This window comes from Cellulomonas sp. P1_C4, from assembly GCF_056406355.1.
In genome coordinates this window covers 97,548-106,354 of the sequence record NZ_JBFUAI010000017.1, presented here as the reverse complement: position 1 = coordinate 106,354, position 8,807 = coordinate 97,548, and the positions used below count along the sequence as shown (strand labels likewise).

Below are 8,807 nucleotides of genomic sequence, written 5' to 3'. Positions count from 1 at the left end.
GCGCGAATCCCATCACGCGACCGTCCCGCTGGGCTTCGAGGATCTGCGGGGCGAGTGCGCGAAGTTTCCGGACGGCGTCGTAGAGCTGACTGTCTTCACGGACGTCGTCGATTCCGAGGACGTGATAACCCATGACGTTGAATGCGCCGAACGCGCGGAAGGCGTCACCGGTCAGGACGCGCGCCTCGGGGATGAAGAGCGGGTTGGTGGCAGACGTGTATGCGCGCATGACCGACTCGCTGTCGGAGATGTAGATGTCGGGGGACAGGAAATCGAGCGCCGGTCCGGCGACGCGCCACACCCCGCTCATTCGTGCGGTCGGACCGCCGCTGGGATATTGGCCGGGCATGTCCTGACCTGGTTGGGGGCCCAGCCAGGCGTTCGCGTAGGCGGGCAAGGCCTTGATCCGCTTGGCCTCAGCGGTCGGTGGACTCGCGGGCGATGATTTGGAACGGGGGCGCGACGTCGCGCGGCGAGATGGAGTCGACGCCATGGTCCTCGATGCGCTCGAGGAGCATCTCGACCGCTGTCTCGGCGATCTGGCGGCGGCCGGGGTCCACTGTCGAGAGGCTGGGTACGGTGTACCGCGCCTCATCGACGTCGTCAAAGCCGATAACCGCAACGTCTTGCGGGACTCGCATGCCGGCGTCTTGCACGGCGCGGATGACACCCATGGCGAGGTCGTCGTTCATCGCGAACACGCCGTCGGGACGGAGCCCGGCGTCGAGTAGCCGTTTCATGGCGTCCGCACCGCTTGACCTGTGCCAGATCTCGATCGGGGCCACCAGGGTTGGGTCGAAACTGATCCCCGCGTCGTCGAGGGCGGCGCGGTATCCCGCCAACCGCAGACCCGCTGTAGTGGCGGTCTCCCCGTCATGGGCCCCGACGAGAGCGATGCGCCGACACCCGCGCTCCACAAGGTGCGCTGTCGCCGCGCGGGCGCCCTCGCGGCTCCGCATCGTGATGTGGTCCACACGGAGCGGAAAAGTGCGCTCCCCCAAGACCACCAACGGCGTCCCGACGGTCACCAGATGCGCATCCCCGGGGCGCAGGCCCAAAGGGCTGAAGAGAAGTCCGTCGGTCAGTGCCAGCCGCGGACTCCGCAGCACCTCGATCTCCCGGTCGCGCTGACCTCCGGTCTGCTCCACGAGCACGACCAGGCCACGCGCCTCGGCGGCCCGGATGACGTCGTCGGCAAGCTGAGCAAAGTACGCCTGGCTGAGTTCGGGGACGGCAAGGCCGATCACAGCACTGCGGCCGGAGCGTAGGTTCCTCGCGGAGATGTTCGGCCTATACCCGAGCTCGGCGATCGCCGCGAGTACCCGCTCACGGGTGGACTCACGGACTATCGGTCGGTTGTTGACTACGTTGGAGACGGTCTTGAAGGAGACGCCCGCCAGGCGTGCGACGTCGTGCAGCGTCGGCGACATGTACCTCCCTCTCAGTCGAAGCACCTTACAACGTTGCATGTTGCTGCCCGAACCGCCCGCAAACGGCGCCACGGAACTCGGTGAGCCAGTCCAAGAGCCCACGTTCCGCCCGGCGGCACTACAGCTCGACGAGCGGGCCGTAGACCCGGGGGTTGATCGGGCCGATCGTGGCGTCGGGCCTCAGCGTGAGGTGTGCGGTGTGCATTGTCTCTTCCGTTGGTCAGGTCGTCGCGCGGTGTTGGGAGGCAAGCTGGCGGTATCGGTCGGCGACTGGATTGGCCACCCGCAGCAGTCCGCTGGGACTCTCGACGAGGTCGTGCAGTCCCATCGTGAGGAGGTGATCAGCCCGGGGTCGGTCTGTGTGGCGCCACGTCCACTCATACATGTCGAAGAGTGGCCACCAGGTGTAGCCGACGATGTTCGTGCCCTCAGCACGCATCGCGTCGGCGAGGGCGACGGAGTCGTCGAGCCAATGCAGGCGTTCGGCCACGGTGCCTGTCAGGCAGGTCTCGGTGATCATCACCGGGGCGCCGTACCGAGCCGCGAAAGTGGTGATGGCCGCGCGGAGCCCATCAGTTCCGCGGTCGACGCTCGGGCGGGGGTCGGCGAAACCGCCGACGTGCCGGACGCCGGGCTCGAACAGCTCGGTCGAGTGCCGTGGGTAGTAGTTGACGCCCATGACATCCGGGTGCACGGCGTTTGATGCGAACCATGCCAGTGCGTCGTCCCCGGACACGTCGGCGACCACCGCTCGCAGCGGGTGCGCCTCGTCGACCCGACCGGTGACCAAGTCCTCGACCAGATGCACCTGGTGGCGTAGCCGGGTCGCCTCGGCCCGGTGCTCGGGTGCCGCGTCGTCCCCGACGAACGCCATGGCGGCGTCGACGTGCACGAACGTCGCCGCCGGGCCGACGGCGTCGGCGATCGCCCGCTGCGTACCGACGAAGCCTCGAGCGATGTTGACCGCAACGCGCGCGAACCCGTCGGGCCCTTGCAGGTACGGGGGCCAGTACCCGTACTCACCGGAGAACAGGGCATGGACGACGGGCTCGTTCACCGGTGTGTAGTCGGTGATGCGGTCGGCGAACCGCTCGGCCAGGCGATGTGCGTACTCGGCGACGTGCTGCGGGTAGTCCGGGTTAGCGAACTGGTTGTCGAGCCACAGCGGCGTGCCGTAGTGCAGCACGTCGACGATCGGTCGCAGCCCGGCACCGAGCAGCGCGTCGACGGCACGGTCGGTCCACGACCAGTCCCAGCAGCCGGGCTCGGGACTCACCCGGTACCAGGGCACGCCCCAGCGAAGCAGCTCCGCGCCGACGTCGGCGGCCAACGCGAAGTCGCCTGCGAACCGAGTGGTGTGCTCCGTGAGCTCGTACTCGTCGATCGCACGCTCTCCGGCCCGGGACTGCGGGACGAAGGTGTCCTCGATGCCCAGTGCGAAGTGCAGTCGTCCATCGTCGAACCAGCGCGGGGCGCTCACTTGAGCCCTGTCGTGGCGACCGACTCGATGAACCGGCGCTGCATGAGCAGGAAGAGGACCGCCAGCGGCAGCACCGCGATGAGGGAGCCCGCCATCATCGTGCCGTAGGGCACGATCCCGCTCGGCCCGGTGAGAAGGGTCAGGCCGGACGTGATGGTGCCCATGTCAGGTGTCGTGGTGAAGACGAGCGGCCAGAGCAGGTCGTTCCAGTTGTTGACGAAGGTGAAGATCGCCAGGGTCATCAGGGCCGGGATGGCGTTCGGGAGCACGATGGACCGGAAGATCCGCAGCTCGCTGGCCCCGTCGAGCCGGGCTGCGTTGTCCAGATCACGCGGCAACGAGACAAAGAACTGACGCAGAAAGAAGATCCCGAACGCGTCCGCAGCGCGCGGCGCGATCATGCCGGGGAACGTATTTACCCAGCCAAGGTGTGCGACGAGTTGGTAGACGGGGATCAGGGTTGCCTGGAACGGGATCATCAGGCTCGCGACGATCACCACGAGCAGTACGCGGTTCCCACGGAAGTCCAAGCGCGCCAACGCGTACGCGGCTAAGGAGTCAAAGAGCAGCGCGAACGCCGTAACTCCGCCCGCGAAGATGAAGCTGTTGAGGCACAGGCGGGCAAACGGAAGGTCGGTGAAGATACGGCTGAAGTTCGCCAGCGTCCAGGTGCTGGGCACCAAAGTCGGCGGGAACGCGTTGACCTCACTCGTGGGCTTGAACGCCGTGAAGACGATGACCAGCACGGGCAGCAGCACAATGAGCGTGAGCACCGTGACGGATGCGACGAGCAGCCAGCGCGAGAGGGTTCGACTCGGGCGGAGCCGGGTGTGAGTGAGGGGGATCGTAGTCATGACGCGGCGTCCTTCTCGCGCTTGCCAAAGAACCGGAACTGGATGAGTGAGAGCACGAGAGTGGCGAACAGCAGCACGTAGGAAAGGGCCGCGGCGAGCCCTAGGTCGAGCTTCTTGAAGCCCTCTTCGTAGATCTCCATGACGACGGTTTGCGTGCTGCGGAAGGGGCCGCCGCCGGTCATCACGTAGATCTGGTCGAACGCCTGAAGGGCAGCGATCATCGCGAAGACGACCACGAACGTCAGCGTGCTGGACAACTGGGGGAGCGTGACGTGCACGAACCGCCGCACGGCGCCGGCACCGTCAAGCTTGGCCGCCTCGTACAAGGACTCGGGGATCGTCTGAATCCCGGCGATGAAGATGACCATGTAGAAGCCGACGCTCTTCCAGATCGCCACCAGCACAACGGCCGGCATCGCCCACGCCGGGTCCTGCAGCACGTTGCCRACGTGGATACCGACCGAGCGCAGCCAGTAAGTGAGAAGACCGATCTGCGGATCGAGCAGGTAGCTCCACGCGAACGCGGCGACGGCCAGCGAAACGATGAACGGAACGAACAGAGCCGTCCGAAACACGTTGCGACCGAACAAGGCGCGGTTGGTGAGCAGCAGCGCCAGGCCGAGAGCCACGATCAGCGCTGCGGGCGTGAACAGCGCGGTGTAGAGCGCCGTGTTGCCCAACGTCTCCCGGATCCGGCTGTCCGTGAAGATCGCCACGTAGTTGTCCAGGCCGACCCAGTGCTCGACACCGAACCCACTGGCGTCGGTGAACGAGAGCCGGAGAGCGGACACCATCGGCCACGCGACGAAGGCGATCAGGATGAGCAGCGCTGGCGCCATGAAGACCGCGGCGATGCGGCCCTGCCTCCCGGCGGCGACTGGACGGCCGCCGAGCGATGCCGGCGCGCGGTACCGCTTCTTCGCGCGAGGTGCGCGGACGTTTGTGACCATGATGTTTCTCTCAGTCGAGGCGACCGACCGCCGTCCCGGGGCGTGCGGGGCGGCGGCCAGTCGCCGGTTCGGTCCGCTCGGCTCAGCCGTCGAGGGAGTCCTGGACGGACGTCGAGGCCGCCTTCAGCAGGTCGGCGGGGTCCCCGCCGGCGAGCGCCTTCTGGGTGGCCTCGTCGACCGACTTCAGCACGTCGGTGCTGTTGGCGACTCCGGGCAGGAGCGGCCTGGAAGTTCCGGCCATCTCGGTGAGTGAGGCGACGACAGGGTTCGACGCGACGTCGGACGCGGGGATGTCCGTGCGGAGGGGCGGCCAGCCCGAGCCGAGCGACCACTTCGTCGCGACGTCCTTCGTGAAGAAGTAGTCAAAGAACTTCTCCGCCGCCGCCTTCTTCGCGTCCCCGGCCTTCGCCGTGACGGCCGCCGAGATGCCGATCGCCGAGGATGCCTGCTCCTTGGGGCCCGCGGGGATTGCAGCGATGCCGTAGTCGATGTTGCTCTCGGTCGCGACGCTCGCCATCCACGGGCCGCCGACCTCCATCGCCGCCTTGCCCGACGAGAAGAGCTTGTCCGAGCCGACACCGTCCAGACCGGTCGGCGAGATCTTGTCCTTGGCCACCGCGTCGGCCCAGTAGCTGAGAGTCTCGACGTTGGCGGCGGAGTCGACGACAGACTTCGACCCGTCGACGAGCTCGCCGCCGTTGCCGTAGAAGAGGCTTGCCCAGACGCCGTTGCCGACCGTCGCGTGGTCGGGCAGGGCGAGTCCGTACTGCTCGGGAGTGCCGTCGCCGTTCTCGTCGATCGTGAGCTTCTTCGAGGCGGCGACCCAGTCGTCCCAGGTGGTCGGGAACTCGGTGACGCCCGCCGCAGCAAACAGGGCCTTGTTGTAGATCACGGACAGCGGGACGAACCCAGTGGGCACGCCGTAGTACGAGCCGTCCACCTTCTCCATGTCGACCGCGTTTGGGTTGAGCGAGGCGGCCTTCGTGGCATCGCTCGAGTAGAAGTCGTCCAGCGTGGCGAACGCACCCTTGGATGCGTAGACCGGGAGGTTCTCGGCGGGCAGGGCCACGATGTCCGGTCCCTGGTTCGCCGACAGCGCGGTGAGCAGGGTGTCCCCGATGACGGCCCAGGTCTTCGTGGTCGTCTCGATCGTGACGTCGCTCTGCGACGCGTTGAAGTCTTCGACGATCTGATCGAGGACCTTGCCGTCGGCCTCGGTGTAGCCGTGCCAGAACGTGAGGGTGACCGGTTCTGGCGCGGCGGAGCTCGAGGAATCAGGGGACCCCGTGCACCCGGTGAGCGCAAGCGCCGAGCCTGCGGCGAACGCCGCGACCGTCGCAACCATCTTCTTCATTGAATGGCCTCTCTGGTGATCGACCGCGTCGTCGACCTCGGATTACAACGTTGATATCAACGTTGTAATCGGGAGTGTAGGTCGGAGGCGAGGAGGCCGTCAAGCGTGGGCAGCCGACCACAATTCGGTCGTCCGACCCGCGCCACGGGCATGGCGGGGATCGCTACGGCCCGCGGCGTGTGGCGTCGGGCCTGCCCTATGGCGATGCGCCTCAGGGTCGCGCTGCACGACAAGATCGCCGGTATGACGCTAGATAGCTTCGTCGTCCGCCCCAGCGACCGCGGGTCGAGCGGTTCACGCCGCGCGAGGCGTGGGCGGGCTAGCGGAGGACGCGAGTCGCGCGGTCGTCGTGTCGGGGGACTTGAACGACGATCCCGGTGAAGCCGCGACTCAGATCCTGCTTGGCCCGACCGGCTCTGAGATCGATTCCGGTGGCTAGGGTCGTACCGATAAGGCCGACCGCCAGCGATTGTGCACTCTCGCTGGCCGGTTCTCGAGCCGCAGCGGTACACCGCTAGTTCCGGCCCGAGGTGATCGACCACTTCCTCGTCAGAGACTCGCTGGCCTCTTTGGTGACCGACGGAGACGTGACCACAAATGAGGCCGGGCCGGTTCCCTCAATCAACGACGATCCGAACGCGCGGAGGGGGAGACCGGTTTCGACCGTCGACCGGTCCTGGCCGCGATCGGGTTGTAGGGCGATCGACGGCCCGCGGTCGCTGCATGACCGCAGGTTCCCCCCGCAGGGAAACCCCGCTGTGCGTAGGCCAGACCATCGTGGTCATGACGCGGGCGGGCAACGCGAAGGCCTGGAGCCGTCAAGCGGATCCGGCGGCACGGGCGGCGACGTTGGCGGAGAGGGCGTGCCGGCGCCGGGGCTGGTGTTTGTCTCGGTTACTGCGGCGGGGGTGACAACTTCAACGTTCCGGCCGGCTGTGCCCGAAACCGTCTTGCTGAGGGACGCGCAGCAGGAGGGAGCACTCCGTCGGGTGGAACCGCATGGCACACGGGCGATCCGTCAAACGAGGCGGCCTCTTGGCATGTGGTGGACAAGAACTAGACAGGCTCGACGGGGCCGGGCGCCTGTGTCGCTGCTGGTCACAGGGGCGGTGGTCGAGATTCGCATCCCCTGTGCTGCAAGGAACTCGAATCGGCACCCGAGAAGTCTGGTCTCGACGCGCCAGCCAAGATGCCCCCCGACGCGACCGCGCTTCACAACCACGCAGGCCCGGACCGGGAGGTCCGGGCCCGCGGGCACATCTGGGCGTTGTATTCGTTCGCCCTTCGTCAGCCGCCGAGGATCGCGTTGATCTGGTCGTTCACGCCGGTCAGGGACGATGCGGGCTGCTGACCGAGGTGGATCCCCTGGAGGGCCGGGGTGACGAGGTCACCGATCTCACCGGCGTGCTCCGTGATCGGCGGCAGGAACGTGTGGCCATCCTCGACGTAGCTGTGGAAGGCCTCGACGGGCCAGCCCTTGTCAGCGAAGGTCTTCAGGGCCTTGTCCGTGGACGACGGGATCGCGGGGAAGACCGTGCCCTCGCCGGCAATGACGTCTTGGCAGGCCGTGGACCCGAGGTACTGGACCCACTTCCACGCCTCGGCCTGGTGCTTGGAGCTAGCGCTGATCGAGTCCGCGAGCCCGTTGAAGATGGATGCCCGCTTGCCGCTGGGGCCGACCGGTGCGGCGAAGACGCCGATGTTGACTCCGTCGAGACCGAAGAACTGACTGCTCGCCCAGTCGCCGTTCGTGCCGATCGCCGCCTTGCCTGACCCGATCTGGGCCGGCGTCTCGTCGGTGAACTCGCCGCTCTTGGGCATGTAGCCCTTGTCGGAGAGGCCGTAGTACCACGCGATCGTCTTCTGGAACTCGGGGTCGTCAAGGTTGTAGTGGGTGCCCCACGGGTTCTCGTCGAGGGCGTCGTAGGGGAGCGAACCGGTGAAGTTGGCCCACTGCATCTGGCCGGTGACGTCGTAGGACGGGTTGATGCCGATGCCGTAGGTCTCGACCGCGCTCTTGTCGAAGCCCGCCTCGTCGCCGCGGACGCCGTTCTTGTCGATCGTCAGGCGTGCGACGAGCTGCTCGAAGGTGCCGCCGTCGTCGGGGTTCCAGGTCAGACCGGCGAGGTCCTCGTCGCTGTAGCCGGCGTCCTTGATCATGTCGGCGTTGTAGAAGAACGCCGTGGTGTCCCAGTCCTTCGGGATGCCGTACGTCTTGCCGTCGGTGAACTTCCACGGGTCGACCAGGCCCTCGGCGAAGACGGAGGTGTCGAAGCCGTCCTTCGCGATGAGGTCGTCCAGGGGGACGATCTGCTTCTGCCCGGCGAAGTCGGCGTACTTCGCGAGGTGGTCGGTGAAGACGTCCGGTGCCGAGTTGCCGACGAACGAGGCCGTCAGCTTGGTCCAGTAGTCGTCCCAGGCGTACTGCTGGAACTTGATCGTGATGTCGGGGTTCGCCGCGGTGAAGTCGGCGGCGCACTGCTCGTAGCCCGGCTGCTGGTTGGCGTCCCACAGCCAGTAGCTGAGCTCGACCTTTGAGCCGCCGGTGCTGGAGCTGTTGTCGTCGGCGCTGCCGCCGCTGCACGCCCCGAGGGCGAGCACGGCCGGGACCAGGCCGGCGATGAGGATCCTGCGCTTGCGCATGGGGAACCACCTTCTGTGACATCGGCAGTGATGCCGAGGGGGGGTACGCCGCGGCGGGGTGCCGGGGCGCGCTCGGTGCTGTTCGGACCTACGGGA

General features: G+C 67.1%; 6 protein-coding genes and 1 pseudogene. All 7 read right to left on the bottom strand.

From position 1 onward, the window contains the following. A pseudogene (locus AC1DYZ_RS14705) lies at positions 1 to 349 on the bottom strand (DUF5597 domain-containing protein); the annotation flags it as partial. Between the two features lie 67 nt (positions 350 to 416). Further along, complete coding sequence (locus tag AC1DYZ_RS14700) at positions 417 to 1,430, bottom strand: LacI family DNA-binding transcriptional regulator (protein ID WP_477065928.1); 1,014 nt, start codon at positions 1,428 to 1,430, stop codon at positions 417 to 419. 220 nt (positions 1,431 to 1,650) lie between these two features. After that, the gene (locus AC1DYZ_RS14695; protein ID WP_477065927.1) at positions 1,651 to 2,910 is read right to left on the bottom strand and encodes a family 1 glycosylhydrolase; all 1,260 of its coding nucleotides are present in this window, start codon (positions 2,908 to 2,910) and stop codon (positions 1,651 to 1,653) included. Continuing rightward, positions 2,907 to 3,764 carry a carbohydrate ABC transporter permease gene (locus AC1DYZ_RS14690; RefSeq protein ID WP_477065926.1) on the bottom strand — a complete coding sequence of 286 codons (858 nt, stop codon included), beginning with the start codon at positions 3,762 to 3,764 and terminating at the stop codon, positions 2,907 to 2,909. The genes AC1DYZ_RS14695 and AC1DYZ_RS14690 overlap by 4 nt, the downstream gene beginning before the upstream one ends. Beyond that, positions 3,761 to 4,714 (bottom strand): carbohydrate ABC transporter permease, encoded by a 954-nt coding sequence (locus AC1DYZ_RS14685; RefSeq protein ID WP_477065925.1) that lies wholly within the window; start codon positions 4,712 to 4,714, stop codon positions 3,761 to 3,763. Before AC1DYZ_RS14685 ends, AC1DYZ_RS14690 begins: the two co-directional genes overlap by 4 nt. Positions 4,715 to 4,796: 82 nt before the next feature. Continuing rightward, positions 4,797 to 6,068 carry an ABC transporter substrate-binding protein gene (locus tag AC1DYZ_RS14680; protein ID WP_477065924.1) on the bottom strand — a complete coding sequence of 424 codons (1,272 nt, stop codon included), beginning with the start codon at positions 6,066 to 6,068 and terminating at the stop codon, positions 4,797 to 4,799. Positions 6,069 to 7,355: 1,287 nt separating this feature from the next. Next, positions 7,356 to 8,711 carry an ABC transporter substrate-binding protein gene (locus AC1DYZ_RS14675; protein ID WP_477065923.1) on the bottom strand — a complete coding sequence of 452 codons (1,356 nt, stop codon included), beginning with the start codon at positions 8,709 to 8,711 and terminating at the stop codon, positions 7,356 to 7,358. Positions 8,712 to 8,807 lie beyond the last annotated feature (96 nt).

Coding starts and splice junctions, on each gene's coding strand:
- AC1DYZ_RS14680 (WP_477065924.1), bottom strand. CDS start 6,068: ATGAAGAAGATGGTTGCGACGGTCGCGGCGTTCGCCGCAGGCTCGGCG.
- AC1DYZ_RS14690 (WP_477065926.1), bottom strand. CDS start 3,764: ATGACTACGATCCCCCTCACTCACACCCGGCTCCGCCCGAGTCGAACC.
- AC1DYZ_RS14675 (WP_477065923.1), bottom strand. CDS start 8,711: ATGCGCAAGCGCAGGATCCTCATCGCCGGCCTGGTCCCGGCCGTGCTC.
- AC1DYZ_RS14700 (WP_477065928.1), bottom strand. CDS start 1,430: ATGTCGCCGACGCTGCACGACGTCGCACGCCTGGCGGGCGTCTCCTTC.